Origin of the sequence: Rhodococcus (subgen. Prescottella) equi, assembly GCF_003013675.1 — a bacterium.
Lineage (GTDB): Bacteria > Actinomycetota > Actinomycetes > Mycobacteriales > Mycobacteriaceae > Prescottella > Prescottella equi.
The window spans coordinates 3621220-3641251 of the sequence record NZ_CP027793.1 but is presented as its reverse complement, the minus strand read 5'-3'; the positions used below and the strand labels follow the sequence as shown (position 1 = coordinate 3641251).

General features: G+C 69.7%; 23 protein-coding genes, 1 tRNA gene and 1 other RNA gene. 15 read left to right on the top strand and 10 right to left on the bottom strand.

Going from position 1 to position 20032, the window contains the following annotated elements; all coding sequences use genetic code 11:
- Positions 1-20: 20 nt before the first annotated feature.
- From ssrA to C7H75_RS16950, 11 genes are all read left to right on the top strand, one after another.
- Positions 21-392, top strand: a transfer-messenger RNA (tmRNA) gene (gene ssrA / locus C7H75_RS17000).
- Between the two features lie 98 nt (positions 393-490).
- Entirely contained in the window at positions 491-1489 is a 999-nt protein-coding gene (gene pip, locus C7H75_RS16995) for a prolyl aminopeptidase (protein ID WP_084984988.1), read from the top strand.
- A gap of 44 nt (positions 1490-1533) precedes the next feature.
- On the top strand, positions 1534-2163 hold the full coding sequence (locus C7H75_RS16990) for an alpha/beta hydrolase (RefSeq protein WP_005518880.1): 630 nt from the start codon (positions 1534-1536) through the stop codon (positions 2161-2163).
- A gap of 33 nt (positions 2164-2196) precedes the next feature.
- Positions 2197-2967, top strand: coding sequence for a DUF1365 domain-containing protein (locus C7H75_RS16985; RefSeq protein WP_080668417.1), 771 nt, complete (start codon positions 2197-2199; stop codon positions 2965-2967).
- Positions 2968-2993: 26 nt separating this feature from the next.
- Complete coding sequence (locus C7H75_RS16980; RefSeq protein ID WP_022597021.1) at positions 2994-3356, top strand: fluoride efflux transporter FluC; 363 nt, start codon at positions 2994-2996, stop codon at positions 3354-3356.
- A complete protein-coding gene (crcB, locus tag C7H75_RS16975) occupies positions 3326-3697 on the top strand; it encodes a fluoride efflux transporter CrcB (RefSeq protein WP_022597019.1) in 372 nt (123 codons plus the stop codon). The genes C7H75_RS16980 and crcB overlap by 31 nt, the downstream gene beginning before the upstream one ends.
- 69 nt (positions 3698-3766) lie before the next feature.
- On the top strand, positions 3767-5404 hold the full coding sequence (pgm, locus tag C7H75_RS16970; protein ID WP_106851624.1) for a phosphoglucomutase (alpha-D-glucose-1,6-bisphosphate-dependent): 1638 nt from the start codon (positions 3767-3769) through the stop codon (positions 5402-5404).
- Positions 5405-5439: 35 nt separating this feature from the next.
- A complete protein-coding gene (locus C7H75_RS16965) occupies positions 5440-6774 on the top strand; it encodes an MFS transporter (protein ID WP_081186816.1) in 1335 nt (444 codons plus the stop codon).
- Positions 6775-6920: 146 nt separating this feature from the next.
- Complete coding sequence (locus C7H75_RS16960; RefSeq protein WP_005518888.1) at positions 6921-7409, top strand: MauE/DoxX family redox-associated membrane protein; 489 nt, start codon at positions 6921-6923, stop codon at positions 7407-7409.
- 87 nt (positions 7410-7496) lie between these two features.
- Entirely contained in the window at positions 7497-8246 is a 750-nt protein-coding gene (locus C7H75_RS16955) for a DsbA family protein (protein ID WP_081186815.1), read from the top strand.
- A gap of 147 nt (positions 8247-8393) precedes the next feature.
- Positions 8394-8466: transfer RNA gene (locus C7H75_RS16950), tRNA-Ala, on the top strand.
- A 142-nt stretch (positions 8467-8608) separates the two neighbouring features.
- Here the strand turns inward: C7H75_RS16950 and C7H75_RS26345 are convergent.
- The 4 genes from C7H75_RS26345 to C7H75_RS16935 form a co-directional block, all read right to left on the bottom strand.
- Positions 8609-8737 (bottom strand): hypothetical protein, encoded by a 129-nt coding sequence (locus tag C7H75_RS26345; protein WP_005518890.1) that lies wholly within the window; start codon positions 8735-8737, stop codon positions 8609-8611.
- Between the two features lie 176 nt (positions 8738-8913).
- Positions 8914-9210 (bottom strand): antibiotic biosynthesis monooxygenase family protein, encoded by a 297-nt coding sequence (locus C7H75_RS16945; protein ID WP_022597016.1) that lies wholly within the window; start codon positions 9208-9210, stop codon positions 8914-8916.
- A 186-nt stretch (positions 9211-9396) separates the two neighbouring features.
- Positions 9397-10137 carry a (2Fe-2S)-binding protein gene (locus C7H75_RS16940; RefSeq protein ID WP_106851623.1) on the bottom strand — a complete coding sequence of 247 codons (741 nt, stop codon included), beginning with the start codon at positions 10135-10137 and terminating at the stop codon, positions 9397-9399.
- A gap of 78 nt (positions 10138-10215) precedes the next feature.
- The gene (locus C7H75_RS16935) at positions 10216-10674 is read right to left on the bottom strand and encodes a rhodanese-like domain-containing protein (RefSeq protein ID WP_013416668.1); all 459 of its coding nucleotides are present in this window, start codon (positions 10672-10674) and stop codon (positions 10216-10218) included.
- 157 nt (positions 10675-10831) lie between these two features.
- Here C7H75_RS16935 and C7H75_RS16930 point away from each other — a divergent pair, with 157 nt between their 5' ends.
- Together C7H75_RS16930 and bluB are read left to right on the top strand one after the other, a co-directional pair.
- The gene (locus C7H75_RS16930; RefSeq protein WP_106851622.1) at positions 10832-11905 is read left to right on the top strand and encodes a CobW family GTP-binding protein; all 1074 of its coding nucleotides are present in this window, start codon (positions 10832-10834) and stop codon (positions 11903-11905) included.
- Positions 11906-11950: 45 nt separating this feature from the next.
- Positions 11951-12580 (top strand): 5,6-dimethylbenzimidazole synthase, encoded by a 630-nt coding sequence (bluB, locus tag C7H75_RS16925; protein WP_005518899.1) that lies wholly within the window; start codon positions 11951-11953, stop codon positions 12578-12580.
- Between the two features lie 16 nt (positions 12581-12596).
- Here the strand turns inward: bluB and C7H75_RS16920 are convergent, their stop codons facing one another.
- The 4 genes from C7H75_RS16920 to C7H75_RS16905 all read right to left on the bottom strand — a co-directional run bounded on the left by C7H75_RS16920 (position 12597) and on the right by C7H75_RS16905 (position 16946).
- Positions 12597-14099: a DEAD/DEAH box helicase gene (locus C7H75_RS16920; RefSeq protein WP_005518900.1), complete on the bottom strand. Its 1503-nt coding sequence runs from the start codon at positions 14097-14099 to the stop codon at positions 12597-12599.
- Positions 14100-14333: 234 nt separating this feature from the next.
- Complete coding sequence (locus tag C7H75_RS16915) at positions 14334-14747, bottom strand: molybdenum cofactor biosynthesis protein MoaE (RefSeq protein ID WP_013416665.1); 414 nt, start codon at positions 14745-14747, stop codon at positions 14334-14336.
- Positions 14740-15735: a bifunctional molybdenum cofactor biosynthesis protein MoaC/MoaB gene (moaCB, locus tag C7H75_RS16910; RefSeq protein WP_064059308.1), complete on the bottom strand. Its 996-nt coding sequence runs from the start codon at positions 15733-15735 to the stop codon at positions 14740-14742. Before moaCB ends, C7H75_RS16915 begins: the two co-directional genes overlap by 8 nt.
- 14 nt (positions 15736-15749) lie before the next feature.
- On the bottom strand, positions 15750-16946 hold the full coding sequence (locus tag C7H75_RS16905) for a molybdopterin molybdotransferase MoeA (protein ID WP_106851621.1): 1197 nt from the start codon (positions 16944-16946) through the stop codon (positions 15750-15752).
- A 63-nt stretch (positions 16947-17009) separates the two neighbouring features.
- On the opposite strand from C7H75_RS16905, the gene moaA reads away from it, so the two are divergent.
- Together moaA and C7H75_RS16895 are read left to right on the top strand one after the other, a co-directional pair.
- Positions 17010-18089, top strand: a complete 1080-nt coding sequence (gene moaA, locus C7H75_RS16900) for a GTP 3',8-cyclase MoaA (RefSeq protein WP_064078339.1) — start codon at positions 17010-17012, stop codon at positions 18087-18089.
- The gene (locus tag C7H75_RS16895; RefSeq protein WP_022597005.1) at positions 18082-18363 is read left to right on the top strand and encodes a MoaD/ThiS family protein; all 282 of its coding nucleotides are present in this window, start codon (positions 18082-18084) and stop codon (positions 18361-18363) included. The genes moaA and C7H75_RS16895 overlap by 8 nt, the downstream gene beginning before the upstream one ends.
- A gap of 7 nt (positions 18364-18370) precedes the next feature.
- On the opposite strand, the gene C7H75_RS16890 is transcribed toward C7H75_RS16895, so the two are convergent.
- Positions 18371-19138, bottom strand: a complete 768-nt coding sequence (locus C7H75_RS16890) for an SDR family oxidoreductase (RefSeq protein ID WP_069856599.1) — start codon at positions 19136-19138, stop codon at positions 18371-18373.
- Positions 19139-19177: 39 nt separating this feature from the next.
- Positions 19178-20023 carry an NAD(+) synthase gene (gene nadE, locus C7H75_RS16885; protein WP_005518910.1) on the bottom strand — a complete coding sequence of 282 codons (846 nt, stop codon included), beginning with the start codon at positions 20021-20023 and terminating at the stop codon, positions 19178-19180.
- Positions 20024-20032: the final 9 nt, after the last annotated feature.

Here is a 20032-nt window from a genome sequence, read left to right as displayed (position 1 = left end):
TGAAAGACGTGGGGACGTACGGGGCTGAACGGTTTCGACTGCGTACGTTGAGTTAGGGGAAGCGTGTCGGTGCAGGCAAGAGACCACCGTAAGCGTCGCTGCAAACCAATAAGCGCCGATTCCAATCAGCGCGACTACGCCCTCGCTGCCTAAGTAGCGACTGCGTGTCTGTCAGTCCGGGTTCGCCCTCGGCCCGGGTACTGGCATCAGCTAGAGGGCTCTACCGTTCCACTCGGTCGCGGAGTGGTACGGGACATCCAACAGCGACTGGGATCGTCATCTCGGCTTGTTCGCGGGACCGGGAGATCCAAGTAGAGGCATAGCGAACTGCACACGGAGAAGCCCTGGCAAAGCGGCGGAGGACCCGGGTTCGATTCCCGGCAGCTCCACTGAGAAGGGGCCCGATCGGAAGACCTTTCCGATCGGGCCCCTTTTTCTTGCCCGAAGTCCTTCTGCCCGGAGCCGCTCGCCCCACTGGCACACTCGTCCCATGGTTGTCCGCTATCCACCGACCGAGCCCTACGAGACCGGTCTGCTGCACGTGGGCGACGGGAATTGTCTGTACTGGGAGACGGTCGGCGAGCCGGACGGGCTCCCGGTGGTCTATCTGCACGGCGGCCCGGGTGCCGGGGCCGGGCCCGGCAGGCGGCGGCTCTTCGATCCGGACAAGTTCCGGGCCGTGCTGTTCGACCAGCGCGGTTGCGGCCGCAGTACGCCCCGCGCGGACGATCCCGGGGCCGACTTGTCGACCAACACCACCGCTCACCTCGTGGCGGACATCGAGCAGCTACGGGAGCATCTCGGCATCGAACAGTGGCTCGTCGTGGGGGTGTCGTGGGGTGTGACGCTCGCACTCGCCTACGCGCAGGCGCATCCGGACCGCGTGACAGGGATGGCGCTGGGGGCGATCACGTCGGATCCTCGTCGCGACGTCCGGTGGATCACCCGGGACATGCGGCGGATCTTTCCGCGTGAATGGGAGAGCTTCGTCGAGCCGATCCCGACGGAGGAGCGGGACGGCAACCTTGCCGCCGCGTACGCGCGCCTGCTCGCCCACCCCGATCCGTCGGTGCGCGAGCACGCGGCCGTCCGGTGGTGCGAATGGGAGGACACACATGTCTCTCTCACTCCAGGATGGACGCCGGACGCGCGATATCGGGATCCGACGTTCCGGATGGTGTTCGCGCGCCTCGTCACGCACTACTGGGGCAACGACTGCTTCCTCCGCCCGAGCGAGCTGCACGACAACATGCACCGGCTCGCCGGCATCCCGGCTGTTCTGGTGCACGGCCGGTACGACGTGTCCGGTCCTCTCGACATCGCGTGGGAACTGTCCCGGCTGTGGCCGGGCAGCCGTCTCGTCGTCGTCGACGACGCCGGGCACGGCGGCGGCAGCTTCACCGAGCATCTCGTTGCCGCTGTCGACTCGTTCGCGCAGCAGGGGACCGGGCCTGCTACGGGCGCGCGATCAGGGTCGACGGGCGGCTGACGCGGATCACCCATCCGCACGCCCACCGGTTCCGAATACCGGGCATGTCGGTACGGAGACGAACGCAGAACGGTGAGGGCGGGACCCCGGCTCTGATCGTGTTGGTGCTGCCGGGTGGCAAGGCGAGCGATCGTCGCCGCTCGAAGCCCTGGCAGGCCGCCGATCTGCGCATGTCGTCGTTCACCCGGACACTCCGGCGATCCTGCCCGGAGGTGGAGGTCCGGCAGGTCCGCTACCTGCTCCGGGGTTGGAACGGAGCCGACCGCAGCCCCGTCCACGACGTCCGCAGGATCCTCGACGACCTGCGACCGGCGCAGACACCGGTGGTTCTGGTGGGCCACTCGATGGGCGCGCGAGTGGCGGCAGTGGTCGCCGACGACCCTCTGGTGTGCGGGGTCCTCGCTCTGGCCCCGTGGTGGCCTGAGGGGGAGGGCGGGTGCGTGCCGACCGGCCGGCGGATGGTCGTCGTGCACGGCACCGCGGACACCTGGACCGACCAGGCGGCGTCGCGGCGACAGACCACGTTGGCTCAGGCGCGGGGCCTGGACGCCCGATGGATCGGTATGGCGGGCACGGGCCACACCATGCTGCGCCACCCGGGCCGCTGGCATCGGATCGCCGTCGATTTCGTCCGTGACCAGACGCGCCGCTGTACGCCTTCGAACGTCTCGTGAGCATCGGGTACGAGCAGAGCCACGGAGGAGGCTGTGGGCATGACGACCGCACCACCACCACCGCTGCCGTCGACGCCGGCGATCTATCGCACGACGGTCAGCCACGTGCGAACCGCACCGCTGCACAACGCCTTCCGCTACCGCAGCTACAGCTGGCTCGTGGACATCGACAACCTGCCGAGGTTGCCGCGCGTGCTCGCACGCTTGGCCGGCTTCGCGTCCGCAGACGAACTCGGGGACCTGTCGTGGACCCTGCGGCGAACCGTCGATGCCTTCCTGGCGGCGCACGCGATCGACCTCGACGGTGGGAAGGTGCTGATGCTCACCGATGCCCGGGTGTTCGGGTACGTGTTCGATCCGCTCACCGTGTTCTGGTGCCACGACGTCGAGGGGCGCCCGGCTTGTGTGATCGCGGAGGTGCGCACCACCCACGGCGACAGGCAGTGCTATCTGCTGCGGCCCTCCGCGCACGGGGGTACGCGCGCGGCGCAGGACTTCTACGTCTCGCCGTCCGGCGACGAATGCCGAATGCGGGTGCCCTCGCCGGACGCGTCGCTCCGGCTCGGGATCTGCCTCGAGCGTCCGGGAGAACGGCCGCTCGTCGCGACAGTCGTGGGCGACCGGCGCGACGTGACCGCGCGTGAAGTGCTGACCGCAGCACTCACCATCCCGATCGCGCCGTTGCGCGTGGCCGCGCACACCCGGTGGCGGGGGATCCGGCTGCGGGCCCGAGGATTGTCGCCGCGGCCGCGGCCGCGGCCCCGCGTCGCTGATGCGGCGGTCCGTCCGCGTCTGCCACAGTAGGTATCGGCCGGCAGACAGGAGGAGCGATGGCGCAGGCGCGGGCCCTGACGGTGGTCGCCGCGGGCGGGGCCGTCGGCGCGAGCATCCGCTACGCGCTCGCACTGCAGTTCCCCGGTATCTGGACCATCCTCGTGATCAACGTCCTGGGGTCGTTGCTGCTGGGCATCCTCGCCGCCGTGCTCGGACCCGACCGGTTGTGGCGTCTGTTCCTCGGTGTCGGTGTACTCGGCGGATTCACCACGTTCTCGACGTTCGCCGTCGACGTCGTGCAGCACCCCGGCTCGGCGGTCGTGTACATCCTCGCGACCCTCCTGCCGGCACTGCTCGCGGCACGCATCGGGATGGCGCTCGGTGACGAATGGCACTCCCGGCGGCGGGCGCAAGCGTGACGGTGCTGTGGGTCGCGCTCGGTGGTGGCGTGGGCGCGGGGGTTCGCTACCTCACCGGCCGCCACCTCACGTCGTACGGGAGCTTCCCGGTGCCCACGTTCGTCGTCAACGTCGTCGGCTGTTTCGTCCTCGGCCTGCTCTCGGGCGCCACGTTGCCGCCCGCGGTGTTCGCGTTGCTGGGCACCGGCTTCTGCGGTGGCCTGACCACCTACTCGACGTTCGCCACCGAAACTGTGGGTCTCGCACGTGTGCGGCGAACCGGCACCTCCGTCGTGTATGTCGCGTCCAGCATCGCGATCGGTATCGGATTCGCCTGGTTGGGGTTTCGAATCACCGCTTGAACGCGCCGGGAACCCCCGGCCCTGGCACGATGGGAACCGAGTTTCCAGTTCGAGGTTTCGGAGGGGTCGATGGTGCACGAACGAGCGGGTCAGGTGGCGTTGCCGGAGGATCTGGAGGATCTGGCGCACCTGGTGTCCGCGTACTACACGCGCACCCCCGACCCGGCTGATCCGTTGCAGCAGGTGATGTTCGGCACGTCCGGCCACCGCGGCTCGAGCCTCGACTCCGCGTTCAACGAGGCGCACATCCTCGCGACGACGCAGGCGATCGTGGAGTACCGCAGCGGCCAGGGCATCACCGGCCCACTGTTCCTCGGCCGCGACACGCACGCGCTCTCGGAGCCGGCGTGGGCGACCGCCCTCGAGGTGCTGGTCGCGGGCGGCGTTGCGGTGGTGATCGATTCGCGCGACGGTTACACCCCGACGCCGGCGGTGAGCCACGCCGTTCTGCGGCACAACGCCTCCGGCCCGGCGGCGCGCGCCGACGGTATCGTCGTCACCCCTTCGCACAATCCGCCGCGCGACGGCGGCTTCAAGTACAACCCGCCGCACGGCGGCCCGGCCGACAGCGACGCCACGACGGCGATCGCGGACCGCGCCAACGAACTGCTCCGCGCGGGCCTGTCGGGGATCGCCCGGGTGCCGCTGGCGCGGGCCCTCGCGGAGGCCGGGCGGTACGACTATCTGTCCGAGTACGTCGACGACCTGCCGGGCGTCCTCGACCTCGACGCGATCCGGGCATCCGGTCTGCGAATCGGGGCCGACCCGCTGGGTGGTGCCTCCGTCGACTACTGGGGGGCCATCGCCGAGCGGCACCGCCTCGACCTCACCGTCGTCAACCCCCTCGTCGACGCCACGTGGCGGTTCATGACACTCGACGGTGACGGCAAGATCCGGATGGACTGCTCGTCGCCGCACGCGATGGCCTCGCTCATCGCGGCCCGCGACCGATTCGACCTCGCGACCGGGAACGATGCCGACGCCGACCGGCACGGCATCGTCACTCCCGACGGCGGCCTCATGAATCCCAACCACTACCTCGCGGTCGCGATCGACTACCTCTACACCTACCGCGCCGGGTGGTCGCCGACGACGAAGGTCGGCAAGACGCTCGTCAGTTCGTCGATGATCGACCGCGTCGCCGGTGGACTGGGACGCCCCGTCGTGGAGGTGCCGGTCGGTTTCAAGTGGTTCGTGCCGGGACTGCTCGACGGCTCACTCGGCTTCGGCGGTGAGGAGAGCGCCGGCGCATCCTTCCTGCGCCACGACGGCACCGTGTGGACCACCGACAAGGACGGGATCCTGCTGGCGCTGTTGGCCGCCGAGATCACTGCCGTCACCGGGCAGAGCCCGTCGGCCCGGTACCGCGAACTCACCCGGCAGCACGGCGATCCCGCGTACGCCCGCATCGATGCGCCGGCGACCCGCGAACAGAAGGCGGTGCTGGCGAGGCTGTCGCCGGAACAGGTCACCGCGACCGAACTGGCCGGCGAACCGGTGACCGCGACGCTCACCGCCGCGCCCGGCAACGGTGCGGCCATCGGCGGCCTCAAGGTCACCACGGAGAACGCGTGGTTCGCCGCCCGCCCGTCCGGGACCGAGGACGTGTACAAGATCTACGCCGAATCCTTCCGTGGCCCCGAACATCTCACGCAGGTACAGGCCGCCGCTCAAGACGTCGTTTCCCGCGCACTGGGACTGGGCTGAACGGCCGTTCACCCTCGCCGATAGATTCATCGGCAATGAGTAACACTGACGCGGCGGCGGGCGCCGACACGAAACTGCCCAAGGAGATCTGGGTCCTCGTCGTGTCGGCGTTCATCGTCGCTCTCGGCTACGGGATCGTGGCGCCGGCGCTGCCGCAGTTCGCGAGCAGCTTCGGGGTGGGCCTCACCGCGGCCAGCGCGGTCATCAGCGTGTTCGCGCTGATGCGTCTGCTGTTCGCACCGATGAGCGGGCGGCTCGTCCAGAAACTCGGTGAGCGCCCCACCTACATGTCCGGGCTGCTCATCACGGCGGCGTCGATGGGCGCCTGCACGGTCGCGTCCGAGTACTGGCAGTTGCTCGTCTTCCGGGCCCTCGGCGGCATCGGATCGACGATGTTCACGGTGTCCGCGCTCGGCCTGCTGATCCGGATGTCGCCGCCGCAGGGCCGCGGCCGGGTGTCCGGGATCTACACCGCGTCGTTCCTGATCGGCACCATCACCGGCCCGCTGTTCGGCGGCGTGTTCGCCCGCTTCGGTCTGCGGGTGCCGTTCGCGATCTACACGGTCGCGCTGGTGGTCGCGGCCGCGGTCGTGTTCGTCGCACTCCGCAACTCGCGCCTCGCCGCACCCGAGACGGACAGCGGTCTGCAGACCATGACCCTGCGGGAGGGTTTGCGCGCACCGATGTTCCGGGCGGCACTCGCGTCGAATCTCGCCACCGGCTGGGTCATCTTCGGTGTGAGGATCGCGCTCGTCCCGTTGTTCGTCGTGACCGCTCTGGAGGGGGACACCGCGGCCACCGCCGTCGCGCTCACGGTGTTCGCGGTCGGCAACGCCTTGGTCCTGTTGCGCTCGGGACGGTTGTCGGACCGCATGGGGCGGAAGCCGTTCGTGATCGCCGGACTGCTGATCTGTGGACTGTCGACGATGACGATGGGTCTGACCGACGACCTCGTGATCTTCTACGTCGCGACCGCGATCTCCGGCATCGGCTCGGGCATCATGGGCCCGGCGCAGCAGGCCGCGGTGGCCGACGTCGTCGGCTCCGGTCGGCGCGGGGGGCCGCTGCTGGCTGCGTTCCAGATGACCAGCGACATCGGCGGCTTCGCCGGGCCCCTCGTGGCGGGAAGCCTCGCGGAGAAGCTCTCCTTCGAGGCGGCATGGGCGGTGACGGGCGCGATCATGCTCCTGCCGATCCTGCTGTGGGTGGTGGTGCCCAAGGGGATCCGTCCGGGATCAGCCGGCCCCGAGCCCGACGAGCGCACCGACGACGTACGTGGCACCGACCGCGAACGCACCGAACATCAGTTGCCGCAGGGTCCCACGGAGCTCGGCGGGGAAAGACGCGGCGAGCCCTCCCGCGAGCAGTAGGCCCGCGCCGCCGCCCGCGAGCCGGCGAACAGCGACTCGAAGCTTCTCGGGACGGGGCACGCAGTCGTCCCTACGACCGAATCCAGCTGCGGAAACGGGCGATGATCCAGAAAGCGCGGGCATGCCTGTTCGGTAGCGTGTGAGACGTGTGGATACGCATTGTGAGCCTCCTCGCGCGCCTCGGTCTGGCCGCGGTGTGGCTGATCTCCGGGTGGATCAAGTTCATCGACCCGACGCAGACGGTCGTGGCGGTCCGGGCCTACCAGCTTCTGCCGGAGGACCTGGTGCGCCCGGTGGCGTACACGATGCCGATGCTCGAGATCGCGCTCGGCCTGTTCCTGGTGATCGGACTCGGTGTGCGGCTCACGGCGATCGTGTCCGCCGCGGCCCTGCTGGTGCTCATCGGCGTCATCATCTCGGTGTGGGCGCGCGGGCTGTCGATCGACTGCGGCTGCTTCGGTGGCGGTGGGGCCGCGGACGTGGACGGCTGGGACTACGCCCGGGAGATCGCCCGGGACGTCGGGTTCCTGGCGCTGGCGGTGTGGCTCGTCGTCTTCCCGCGTAGTCCGTTCGCTCTCGGGCCGCGCTCGCGCGGGTCGTTCTCAGTGCCCGCTCAGGCAGCGGTGGCAGAGTAGGTCCCGAGTAGTGCCTGCACGCGGCCCCGCGGCAGGCACTCCGGTCAAGTTCCGCACGGATCTCACAACCATGACGAAGGACGCGAAGTGAGTTCGAAGAAACCGAAGTCGGCGAAGTACAACCCGCAACCGACCTCCAGCAAGGCCACGTACATCGTCGGCGGCATCGCGGTCGTCGTGATCGCTGCGCTGGTGATCGGCGGCATTCTCCTCACGCGCGACAGCAACAAGCCGCGCAACGAGGGATACGGAGCGGTGCAGAACTCCGCCGTCCAGGTGACGATGGGGGAGGCGGGCGTCGTCCGTCTGGGCCTGCCGGATGTCACGAACACCATCGACGTGTTCGAGGACCCCATGTGCCCGTACTGCGCGCAGCTCGAGGAGAAGCACGGCCAGGAAGTGGCGCAGGCCATCGACGAGGGCAAGGTCGCGGTCAACTACCACATCCTCAACTTCCTCAACCGGCTCTCGGCCAGCGGGGACTACTCGACGCGCGCCGTGGCCGCGTCGCAGTGCGTCGCGCAGACCGGTGACGCCATCGCGTACTCGAAGTTCCACGCCGAGCTGTTCTCGCCGACGAACCAGCCCGCCGAGAACGGCAAGTCCGATCTGTCCAACGAACAGCTCGCGACCCTCGCCGAGGACGCCGGCGCCGACGAGGCGGCCGTCAACTGCATCACGAGCGGTGAGCGCATGCAGCAGGCCGCCGCGGACGCCGAGACGGGCCGTCAGGCCCTCGCCGCGTCCGGTGCCACCGGCACCCCGGCCGTCGTCCACAACGGCCAGGTGATCGACGCCCTGAGCGATCCGGACTGGGTCTCGCAGGTTTCGCAGTAGAAGCTGCCCGGTGGCCGGTCCGCAGCGGACCGGCCACCGACCGGCTTATCGCCTCTGACCAGCCGATTTGTTGTCCGAGTCGGCGGTGGTGTAACTTTCTTTCAGCACGAGGGAGTCACTCCCGAAGCGCAGAGAACAACTCGATACGGGGCTATGGCGCAGCTGGTAGCGCACCACACTGGCAGTGTGGGGGTCAGGGGTTCGAGTCCCCTTAGCTCCACTCCGAAGACCGGGCCACGATCATTGCGATCGTGGCCCGGTCTTCTTCGTGTTCGAGCTCCCGCCGCGAGGTTCCCCCCGAACGAGGAAACCCCCGATCCGTCCGGGGACGGGTCGGGGGTTTCGAGCCTGTGGCTGACGAATCAGCTGAAAGCAGCCACCGCGCCGATGAGGCTCAGGATGGCGCCGAGGCCACCGATGACGGTGCCGATGCCGCTCACGACCGGCTGAATCTGCTTGATCAGCGCGAGATCTGCGTCAGACGAACCCATTTTTACTCCTCTGGTGTGTACGCCGGCACGGTGTCCGGTTGTCGATAGCCGCAACCAAACAACCTTTCGGTTGACTGGGAGGCGGATCGACCGTAAACCAGATTGTGGCGGCTGTCTCGTCGAACGGTCCACTGTGCGGAACGTCCGTGGTAACGCGTCCGGTGGGGCTCGGGCGTTCAGGCGCGGTCCACGGGCTCGTAGTGCTCGACGGTGGGGAACGGGTCGTAGAAGTGGTGTAGCAGGTGCCGCCACTGCTGGTACTCGTCGGAGCCACGAAATCCCTCGGTGTGGTGCTCGAGAGTGTCCCACTCGACGAGCAGGAGGTACGCGTCCGGGCGTTCGACACAGCGGGACAACGAGAGCCGGCGGAACCCCGGCATTGCGGAGACGATCGTTCGCGCCTGTGCGAACGCCGCTTCGAACTCGTCGGCGTGGCCCGGTTTCACCTGTAAGGGAGCGTGTTCGAGGATCATCCGCGCATCCTGTCAGCTGCGCGGAGACGGTGCCAGGTGGTGGCGCGGAGTACTCTCACGCGCCACCACCCGACGGCTCGTCCGGACAGGGGGGGAAAGCCGGACGAGCCCCGTTGCTGCCCAGGGGGGAGGGGCAACATTTTTGTACTCTAGTGCAATTTGTGGTGCGGGGCACGCCGCCTCGGTCTAATGACCTATTTTCGCTGGGTCGGACCCCTCCCCGGGCTCGGGTGCGTGCGGAGGGATGAGCGCGCAGTCCCCGCAGTAGCCGGAGACCGGCGTGCGATAGAAGAGACAGCAGCTACGACGTCGATAACCGTCGCCCTGCCGGTCGACGGTATCGATCAGTCGAGAGTCCCGCAGCATCGTCTCGGCGACGCGCATTGCCGCCGTGTCGCTCGCACCGTCGAGCATGCGGGCGGCCCCGATCAGTGCCGACGCGGCGTTGCCCCACAGCAGGCGGTCCGACATCGGCTCGACGGTGCGGATCGCGGCGACGAGCGGCGTCAGGTGGCGGTCGAGGACCATCTGCCGCGCGACGTCGACCAGGCCGGTGCCTCCCCAGCCGACCGGCTCGGCCAGATGCAGGTCGATGCGGCCGTCCGTGTCGCGCCACAGCAGGCGGTCGGCGTCGGGCAGGATGCCGGCGCGGACGATGCCGCCGAGCGTGAGCGACCACAGTCGGGCCGCGTACCCGAGGAACAACGTCGACGCCGCCACCCGGTACTCGGTGCTGCCGATCCGCGCGCCCACGTGCCCCGCGACGCCGGCGAGCGCGTGGGCGTCGTCGTACAGGTCGCGCACCGGACGCCAGTCGCCCGGCCCGGGATCACCCGTCGTGGCGGTGAAGTACGGGCCGAGGCCCGCGAGGGTCGCCAGGGTCGCTGTGACGGCGCAGCGGGACGCGGCGGTCACCTCGGCTCGCACCCGCGTCTCCTGTCGTCCTCGTCTGACCGGGGCATTGTCGCACGCGATCGGTGTCCGCCGAAAACGGTGGGGGACGGATCAGGCTGCCGGAGGAAGCAATTCGCGCCCGTCGGCCATCCAAGCCATCATGCCGCCGTCGAGTTCGACCACGTCGGTGTAGCCGAGGTCGGCGAGATCCTGCACGGCGGTGGCGCTCATGTTGCCCGACATGCAGTACACCGCGATCGTGGTGCCGTGATCCGACGGCAGTGCCGCCGCCTCGGCGGCCAGGGCGTCGAACGGGATCGCACCGTCCGTTCCGGCGATCGTGCCCTCGTCGGGGACGTGCACGTTGAGGACGAATGTGTCGTCGGACGCCGCGATGTCGGCGAACTCCCGGACGTCGACGAGTCGAGGAGAGGTAGCGGGCGCGTCGCCACCGTCGGTGCCGCAACCGGCGAGGAGCGTCGCACCTATACCTGCGCACGCCGCTGCTGCGGCCAGGCGGCCGGGAAACAGGCGTCCGGGAAACCGGTTGCCGGGCAGAGTGCGGCGCATGTCCATAGCCTCCATCGCTCGAGTGCCGTGGCCGGCACTTTGGGGAAGAATACCCCGGGGGGTGTGTGGGGCCGGTGGTCGGTTCACGCCCGCGTCTGCCCGGCCGGCGCACTAGTACGATGACCGGTTGGTGTCGTCGGTAACTGGGAGGGTCGGGGTGGCGAAGAAGCGGGCTCCACGGTCGATCCCCGTCGTGATCGTCGCCGGGTTCCTCGGATCGGGGAAGACGACCCTGCTCAACCATCTCCTGCACAACAACGGTGGCACCCGGATCGGCGTCATCGTCAACGACTTCGGCTCGGTCAACGTCGACGCGATGATGGTTGCCGGACAGGTCGATTCGATGATGGCGCTGAGCAACGGCTGCCTGTGCTGCGCGGTGGACGTCAGCGACATGGACGAGATGCTGAACAGGCTCGCGCATCGCCGGTCGGAGATCGACGTCATCGTCGTCGAGGCGAGCGGGCTCGCGGAACCCCGCAACATGATTCGGCTCGTGCTCGGCAGTGAGAACCCGTACATCACGTACGGGGGCCTGGTGATGCTGGTGGACGGCGCCGAGTACCAGAGCAGCCGGCAGCGGCATCCGGAACTGGATCAGCACGTCGCGATCGCGGACCTGGTGGTCCTCAACAAGACCGACCGCATCGACGCCGACGCGCACGACGCGCTGCTCGCGGACGTATGCCGGATCAACCCCCGCGCCGCGGTGCTGTCCACCGTGCAGGGCAGAGTCGACCCGGATCTGCTGTTCGATCGGACACCGCGCCCGACCGCCCGCCCCGGTCAGCAGTTGTCGTTCGACGACCTGCTCCTCGGTCTCGACGAGCCGTCGGAGCAGTGCGGTGAGTGCGGCGGGGATCACGATCCGCACATCCACGCGATGTACGACAGCGTCACGTTCACGTCCGATCTGCCGATGCACCCGCGTCGGTTGATCCGATTCCTCGAGAAGCAACCCGCCGGCGTCTACCGGATCAAGGGCTTCGTCTACTTCGGTGTGCCCGGATACCAGCAGAAGTACCTGTTGCAGGTGGTGGGCGACCACATCCGGTTCACCCCGCAGCGCTGGGTGGCGGGGGAGGACCGGCGCACCGAACTCGTCGTGATCGGGATGGACCTCGATCCGGACGCGGTGGATGCACTGCTCGACGCGTGCGTCGAACCCGAGGCCGACTACCTCGAGAGCGACACCATGATGGGCGTGCACCGGTACACCGTCGAAGTCTGACCCGACCGCGGGAGAGGCCGGTGGTGCGGCGGCTACCGTGGAGGCGTGACCGAATCTCTCGTTTCCGTGTACGAAGCCATCCGCCGACGCCGTGACGTCCGCGCCGAGTTCAGTGGCGAGCTGATCCCCGACGAGACGTTGCAGCGGGTGCTCGGTGCGGCGCACGCGGCCCCGAGCGTCGGCAACACCCAGCCGTGGGACTTCATCGTGGTCCGCAACCAGGACACGCTCGACACCTTCGCCGAGCACGTTGCCGGACGTCGCCGGGCGTTCGCCGACTCGCTACCGGAGGACCGGCGAAAGACGTTCGACCCCATCAAGATCGAGGGGATCCGGGAGAGCGGAACCGGCATCGTGGTCACGTACGACCCGTCCCGCGGCGGACAGAACATTCTGGGCCGACACACGATCGACGACACCGGCCTGTTCTCGGCGGTGCTCGCCATCCAGAACCTGTGGTTGGCGGCGGCCGCCGAGAACATCGGTGTCGGCTGGGTGTCGTTCTACGACGAGGAGTACCTCACGGACCTGCTGGGCATTCCCGCACCGGTCCGCCCCATCGCGTGGCTGTGCGTCGGCAAGGTGGACCAGTTCCAGGAGGTTCCGGATCTGGAACGCTTCGGCTGGCGGACGCGTCGGGACCTGTCCGACGCGATCCACTGGGAACGTTTCTGAGCGGGTAGACGCGGTTTCAGCCGCGCCGGCGGCGCGAGCCGCCGCCCGCCGCCTGTCCGCCCCCGCCCGAACCCGAGGCGGAACCGCCGGTAGCGCCCGAGCGTCCACCCGAGCGTCGGCGTCCGCCGCCGCCCTGGCCGCCGGCGCCACCGGCACCCTCGGTGCGGGGACCGCGGCTGCGCCCACCCTGGCCGTTCTGGGCGCCGCCGCCCCGTCGGCCGGAACGCTGACCCTGTCCCTGACGACGACCGTCGCCCGCGGGCTTGTCCGTCTTGGGCGCGGGTGCCACGTGCGGTGCCGGTTCGCCGACCAGCGTGACCACGTGCTCGGAGTCGGCCGTGACCTGCACCGGCGTCACCTTGATCGATGCCTTGCGCATCAGGGCCGAGAGGTCTTTACGCTGTTCGGGCAGAACGATGGTCACGACGTCACCGGCACTTCCGGCACGCGCGGTGCGGCCCGAACGGTGCAGGTACGCCTTGTGTTCGGCCGGCGGATCGACGTGCACAACGAGCTCCACCTCGTCGACGTGCACACCGCGGGCTGCGACGTCCGTGGCGACCAGCACGCGGGCGGTGCCTTCCGAGAATGCGGCCAGATTCCGGTCGCGAGCGTTCTGCGACAGGTTGCCGTGCAGGTCCACCGACGGGATGCCCGACTCGGTCAGCTGGCGGGCGAGCTTGCGCGCCTGGTGCTTGGTGCGCATGAACAGGATGCGACGGCCCTGCCCCGACGCCAGCTTGTGCACGAGCGCCTTCTTCGCCTCCACGCCGGCAACGTCGTACACGTGGTGGGTCATGGCGGCAACGGGCGAGTTCGCCTCGTCGACCGAGTGCAGCACCTCGTTCTGCAGGAAGCGCTTGACCAGCTTGTCGACACCGTTGTCGAGCGTCGCCGAGAACAGCAGGCGCTGCCCGCCGGAGGGCGTCGCGGTGAGGATGCGCGTGACGCCGGGCAGGAAGCCGAGGTCGGCCATGTGATCGGCCTCGTCGAGGATCGTCATCTCGACGGCGTCGAGTGTGACGAACCGCTGCTTCATCAGGTCTTCGAGGCGGCCCGGGCAGGCGACGACGATGTCGACGCCCGACTCGAGAGCCTTGACCTGACGGTGCTGCGAGACGCCGCCGAAGATCGTGGTGACGCGCAACCCCAGCGCGCCGGCGAGCGGCTCGAGCGTCGCGGTGATCTGCGTCGCTAGTTCGCGGGTGGGGGCCAGGACGAGACCGCGCGGCTTGCCGGGACGGCGCTTGCCGCCTGCGAGGCGTGCCGCGAGCGGGATCGAGAACGCGAGGGTCTTGCCGCTGCCGGTCTTGCCGCGGCCGAGAACGTCACGCCCGGCGAGCGTGTCGGGGAGAGTGTCGACCTGGATGGGGAACGGCGCGGTGATGCCGCCGTCCGCGAGGGCCGAGACGATCGGAGCGGGGACGCCGAGCGATTCGAAGGAGGCCGTGGCGGATTCGTCGGACGGGGTGGTGACGCTGGTGGACAAGTTCGTCGGTGCCTTTCGGGCATTCGTCATGCACGCCTACGGCCGGGGGATCCCGGTGCACGGCCTGCACAAGGTGGCGACATTGCCGGGAGGCAAGATCGATCGCCGCAAGAAATGCTTGTGCTGGTGCACGCGAGCAAATGCGCGGATCCGGCGCGAAGGAAGCGTTCTACGACGCTGGACGCCCGGCAAGCGGACGTCCAGTACCCGCCACCATACCGGGTTGCGGCGATCGAGGGGGTGTCGGGGCGATCACCCGGCGGGCTACAGGCCCACCCACTCGGACGTTCCGGTCGCGAACGTCTGACGCTTCCAGATCGGCACCTCCGCCTTGATCCGCTCCACCAGTTCGGCGCAAGCCGCGAATGCCTCGGCGCGGTGGGGCGCGGCCACCGCGGCGACCAGCGCCAGATCACCGATCACCAGCGATCCCACGCGGTGCGCGGCCGCGACCGGCAGACCTGTGCGTTCGGCGACCTCCTCGCAGCATCGGCGCAGGAAGCGTTCGGCGTCGGGGTGCGCCTGGTACTCGAGGGCGGACACCGAGCGCCCGCCGTCGTGGTCCCGGACGACGCCGGTGAATGCCACGACCGCGCCGTGCTCCGGTCCGGCGACGGCCGCGTCCACGACGGCAGGGTCGAGGGGCTGCTCGGAGATGCGGGCGAACACGTCACTCATCGTGTGCACCTCCGCCCGCGATCTGGGCCAGCAGGTGTTCGAGGATCGGATCCAGCACCTCGAGGCCGTCCTTCACGCCGCCGGGCGAGCCCGGCAGGTTCACGATCAAGGTCCGGCCCGCGAGTCCGACGAGGCCGCGGCTGAGCGACGCGTGCGGTGTCACCTGCGTGCCGACCCGCCGCATCTCCTCGGCGACGCCCGGCAACTCCCGATCGAGCACCGCACGGGTGGCTTCGGGGGTCGCGTCGGTGGGGGAGGCGCCGGTCCCGCCGGTGGTGAGGACGAGGGCCGGGGCGTCGGCGAGGGCGTCGGCGAGGCCGGCCGCGATGTCGGCGTCGGCGTACACGAGGGGACCGCGCACCGTGTACCCGCGGTCGGTGAGCCATTCGGCGATCGCCGGGCCAGTCGTATCGGGCCGGGTGCCGCGCGCACCGCCGGTGGAGGCCACCAGCACCGTCGCCGAATCGGGGCGCACCTCGGGCCGTGCCGGCGCCGGTGCGGCGGTGTCGCCGCCGCGCTCGTCGCGTCGCCAGCTCCCGCGCTTGCCGCCCTCCTTCGTCAGGAGCCGGACACCGTCGAGTCTCGCGGCCGGGTCCACTGCCTTGACCATGTCGTGCAGGGTGAGACCGGCAACCGCGACCGCGGTCAACGCTTCCATCTCGACCCCGGTGGGGCCCTTGGTCTTCGCGGTCGCCTCGATGGTGATGGACGAGTCGGTGTACCCGAACTCGACCTTCACCGACGACAGCGCCAGCTGGTGGCACAGCGGGATCAGCTCCGACGTCTTCTTCGCGCCCGAGATGCCGGCGATGCGTGCCGTCGACAGGACGTCGGCCTTCGGCATGTCGTCGGCGCGCACCAACGCGACCACCTCGGGTGTCGTCACGAGTTCGCCGGCGGCGACCGCGATCCGGGTCGTGTCCGCCTTCGCGCTCACATCCACCATCCGGGCACGGCCCTCGCCGTCGAGATGGCTCAGCTCGGTCATGTTCTGCTCGCTCACTACAGGGGCCACACCTTCACTCGGTCGCCCGCGGCGAGGGACACCGCGTCGGCTGGAACATCGATCAACACGTCGGCCCACGCGAGTGCCGCCACGAGATGGGACCCGGGACCGGACACCACCTCCACACCCGAGCCGGTGCGACGGCCGCGCAGGAACTGGCGTTTCCCGGCGACCGAGGTCACGGCGTGCGCGAGGGGCGCGTTCTCCCGCGGCACCTCGGGCAGCCCGGCGGCCCGGCGCAGCAGCGGGCGCACGAACACTTCGAAAGAAACCATCGTGCTCACCGGGTTACCCGGGAACGTCAGCACCGGAACCTCGTCGACCAGGGCCAGACCCTGCGGCCCGCCGGGTTGCATCGCCACCGGCCCGAAGCGGGCGCCCAGTTCGGCGAGTACGTCCTTGACGACCTCGTAGTCGCCCATCGAGACGCCGCCCGACGTGATCACGAGTTCGGCGCGGGCGATCGCGCGGCGCAGGCAGGTCCGGAAGACGTCCGGGTCGTCGCTGCTGCGGTCCGTCACCGACACCTCGGCGCCGTTCGCGCGCAGGCTCGCCGACAGTGCCGCGCCGTTGGAGTCGAAGATCTGCCCCGGCTCCGGGGCGGCACCCGCGTCCACCAATTCCGCCCCCGTCGTGATCACCGCGACGCGCGGCCGGGTGCGCACGGCCACCGCCGCCAGGCCCACCGCGGCCAGCACGCCGAGATGACGGGGTTCGAGCAGGGTTCCGGCGGAGAGCAGCAGCATGCCGGTGCGGACGTCGCTTCCGCGTTCGCGCACGAAATCGCCGACGGCGCGCGAACGGTGAACCGTGACCTTGCCGTCGGACACCTCGGTGTCCTCCACGGGGACAACGGCTTCCGTGCCCTCCGGGAGTACCGCCCCCGTCATGATCCGCACCGCGGTGCCCGGCACGTGCCGGGCCGGCTCGGCCGGGCCGGCCGGCACCGTCGCCACGATCGGCAGCGTCGCCGGGACGGTGGCGATCGACGCGGCGTCCACCGCGAAGCCGTCCATCTGGGAATTGCGGAACAGCGGCAGATCGACAGGGGAGCAGACGTCGTGGGACAGCACCCGACCGAGGGCGTCCGCCAGCCGGACGGTCTCGGTGGGCCGCGTGAGCATCGGCGCGAGGAGTTCGGCCACGTCGGCGGCATGGTCTTCGACGGATCGCGCACCCGGACGTTGTGCCATGAGAGCCAATCCTAGGCATCCGTCGTCGCGCCCGCGGGCGGTGTCGGCGGCATACTGGGGGACATGGTGACAGCGGCGCGGACGGCGACGGCGGTGAACGTGGGAATCCCCACCGTGCGGTCGGCGGCGCCGTCGACGGACGGGCGACCTGACGTGCCCGAACTGCTGGACGGTTTCGGGCGGGTCGCGCGGGACCTGCGGGTGTCGATCACCGAGAAGTGCTCGCTGCGGTGTACGTACTGCATGCCCGCAGAGGGGCTGCCCGCGATCCCGGCCCGAGACCTGCTCACCGCCGACGAGATCATCCGGCTTGTCGGAGTGGCGGTGCACCGCCTCGGGATCCGCGAGGTGCGGTTCACCGGTGGCGAACCGCTGATGCGCCGTGACCTCGAGGTGATCGTCGCCGGGTGCAGCGAGCTGGTACCCGGGATTCCGCTGTCGATGACGACCAATGCGGTCGGTCTCGAGCACCGCGCTGTCGGCCTCGCCCGCGCCGGACTCTCGCGCGTCAACGTCTCGCTGGACACGATCGACCGCCGGCACTTCGCTGAACTGACCCGACGCGACCGCCTCGAGTCGGTGCTGACGGGAATCCGCGCAGCACAGGAAGCCGGGCTTGCGCCGCTCAAGATCAATGCGGTGCTGATGGCCGAAACGCTGGACGGTGCAGCCGATCTACTGCAGTGGTGCCTCGACGCGGGGTGTGCGCTACGTTTCATCGAGGAGATGCCGCTCGACGCGGACCACGAGTGGGCACGGGGGAACATGGTGGACGCGCAGACCCTGCTCGGGGTTCTCGGCGAGCGCTTCGACCTACGGGAGGTGGGGCGCGAGGATCCGTCCGCGCCCGCCGAGGAATGGCTCGTGAACGGGGGCCCGGCGACGGTCGGAATCATCGCGTCGGTCACCCGATCGTTCTGCGAGGAGTGCGACCGCACCAGGCTCACCGCGGAGGGGACCGTGCGTTCGTGCTTGTTCAGCGACCGCGAGGTGGACCTGCGGGACGCCCTGCGCTCCGGCGCCGACGACGAGACCCTGGCCGAGATGTGGCGGGCCGCGATGTGGGACAAGTGGGCCGGACACGGCATCAACGCGGCGGGTTTCGTCCCGCCGAGGCGGAGCATGGGAGCGATCGGTGGCTGAGACGGACTTCGGGACCCTCGAGACGGTGCGCACGGTGCAGGTGCGGTACTTCGCGGCGGCGGCGGAGGCCGCGGGCAGAACCGAGGAGACGCTGACGGTGCCCGTCGGCGCGGATCTGGCGCACCTGCGGGTGGTACTCGCCGAACGCTACGGCGAACAGATGGCGAAGGTCCTCGGGGTCGCCGCGTATCTCGTCGACTCCGAGCTCACGCGCGACCCGAGCAGCGGGGTGGGCGCGCAGGTGGACGTGCTCCCGCCGTTCGCGGGCGGCTGACCACCCGCTACTGCGCCGCCAACCATTGATCGAAGGTCACCGTCCCGAAGTGGTTGTCGGGCACCAGGTTCGAGCCGTTTCGCCAGAACGAGCCCATCGCGCCCGGCATCGGCAGGTCCGTCACCCGTCCGCGGGCACCCGTGGCCGCCTTCCACGCCTGCGCCATCTCGCGCATCGTGAGGATCTGCGGTCCCGCGACGACCACCGGATCGGCCGTCACCGACGGCGTCTGTGCGGCGTCGACGAGGGCGCGTGCGACGTCCGCGGTGTCGATCGACTGGAAGCGGGCACCGGTGAACGCCGGGATCAGGCCCAGCTTCGATGTGGGGGCGCACAGCATCGGCACGAACTCGTGGAACTGTGTCGCCCGCACCACCTGCGTCGGCAGCGGCGACGCCGCGTACCGATGTTCCTGCTCGGTCTTGGCGCGGTAGTACCCGAACGTGCTGCGGTCGACGTTCACGATCGACAGCAGCACGGCGCGCGAGACCCCCGCCTCGCGTGCCGCCGACAGCAGATTCCCCGCCCCGGTCGTCAGGACCGGTCGAGTGCGGCGGGTCTTGCCGTCGGTCGTGTCGATGACGATGTCGACACCGTCGAGAGCCTGCGCGAGTCCGGCGCCCGTGAGCAGATCGCCCGCGGCCTGTTCGACGCCGGCTCCCAGTGCCCCGCCGCGGCGGCTCAGCACCCGAACCGTCTCCCCGCGCCGCACCAGTTCGGCCACCACCGACCGGCCCGCCACCCCGGTGCCGCCCGCCACCAGATACGTCGTCACCACCGCCCCCTGTCGTCCGCTCTCCGGCTCGGCCCTCCGTCAGTCCTCGCGCCACCACGTGTCGAGAGGCGTCACCGGCACCGTTCGCTTGTGGCGGGTGTTCAGGTACATGCGTTCGAGCTCGAGGGCCACGTCGTCGGCGACGTCCCGGCCCTCGAGGAAGTCGTCGATCTGCTGGTAGGTGACGCCGAGCGCCACCTCGTCCGGCAGCGACGGCCGGTCGTCCTCCAGGTCGGCGGTGGGCACCTTCCGCCACGTCGAGTCCGGCGCGCCCATCTCCTGCAGGAGCGCGGCGCCTTGACGCTTGGTGAGTCCGGTGAGCGGGGTGAGGTCCGCGCCTCCGTCGCCGAACTTGGTGAAGAATCCGGTCAGCGCCTCCGCGGCATGGTCGGTACCCACCACGAGGTAGCCGAGCTCACCCGCGATCGCGTACTGGATCATCATCCGCTCACGGGCTTTGATGTTGCCGCGCACGAAGTCCCGCAGCTGTCCCCCGTCGCCGAGGATCTCGCGCAGCGCGCCCGACGCCTCGCCCGCTGTCGCGTCGGTACCGGGCTTGACGTTCACCGCGAGGGACCGGTCCGGCGCGATGAACTTCAACGCGACCTGGGCGTCCTCCTCGTCGACCTGCGCGCCGTACGGCAACCGGACGGCGACGAATTCGGCGGTGTGCCCCTCCGCACGCAGTTCCTCCGCCGCCAGTTGTGCCAGCCGGCCGGCGAGGGTGCTGTCCTGCCCGCCGCTGATACCGAGGACGAAACCCTTCGCCGGAGTGGAGAGCAGGTACTCCTTCATGAACTGCACCCGACTGCGGATCTGGGCCTCCGGATCGATCGTCGGCTCCACACCGAGTTCCGCGATGATCCGTGCACGCGAGATAGCCATGGCAGAACT